Annotated in this window: 1 protein-coding gene; it reads right to left on the bottom strand. The window is 50.7% G+C overall.

Annotated features, from left to right (window positions below):
* On the bottom strand, nt 1-294 hold a 294-nt coding region (locus FDX22_RS15225), incomplete at both ends, for a KUP/HAK/KT family potassium transporter (RefSeq protein WP_186805311.1).

The raw sequence follows: 294 nt of genomic DNA, 5'->3' as shown, positions 1-294 counted from the left end.
AGTCCGGTGCCAGCAGGAAGAACGGGTTTTTGATCGCTTCAGGATGCTTTAACAGCAATGCCCCCTGACCAAAATAGTTCAGTACCAGTGAAGGCAACACCACGGAGAACCATGCAAGGCGAATCGGTAACTTACCGAAGTGGCCCATATCCGCATACAGCGCTTCAACACCGGTAATCGACAGCACCACCGCGCCCAGCGCAATAAAGGACAGCGTTTTGAATTCCAGGAAGAAATGAACAGCCCAATACGGATTTAGGGCATGCAACACTTCCGGATTTGCAATAATGCTGC

The organism is Citrobacter sp. TBCS-14, assembly GCF_005280805.1.
GTDB classification, from domain to species: Bacteria; Pseudomonadota; Gammaproteobacteria; order Enterobacterales; family Enterobacteriaceae; genus Citrobacter; species Citrobacter gillenii.
Note: the sequence above shows the minus strand (reverse complement) of the source record. Positions and strands in the feature narration are given on the sequence as shown.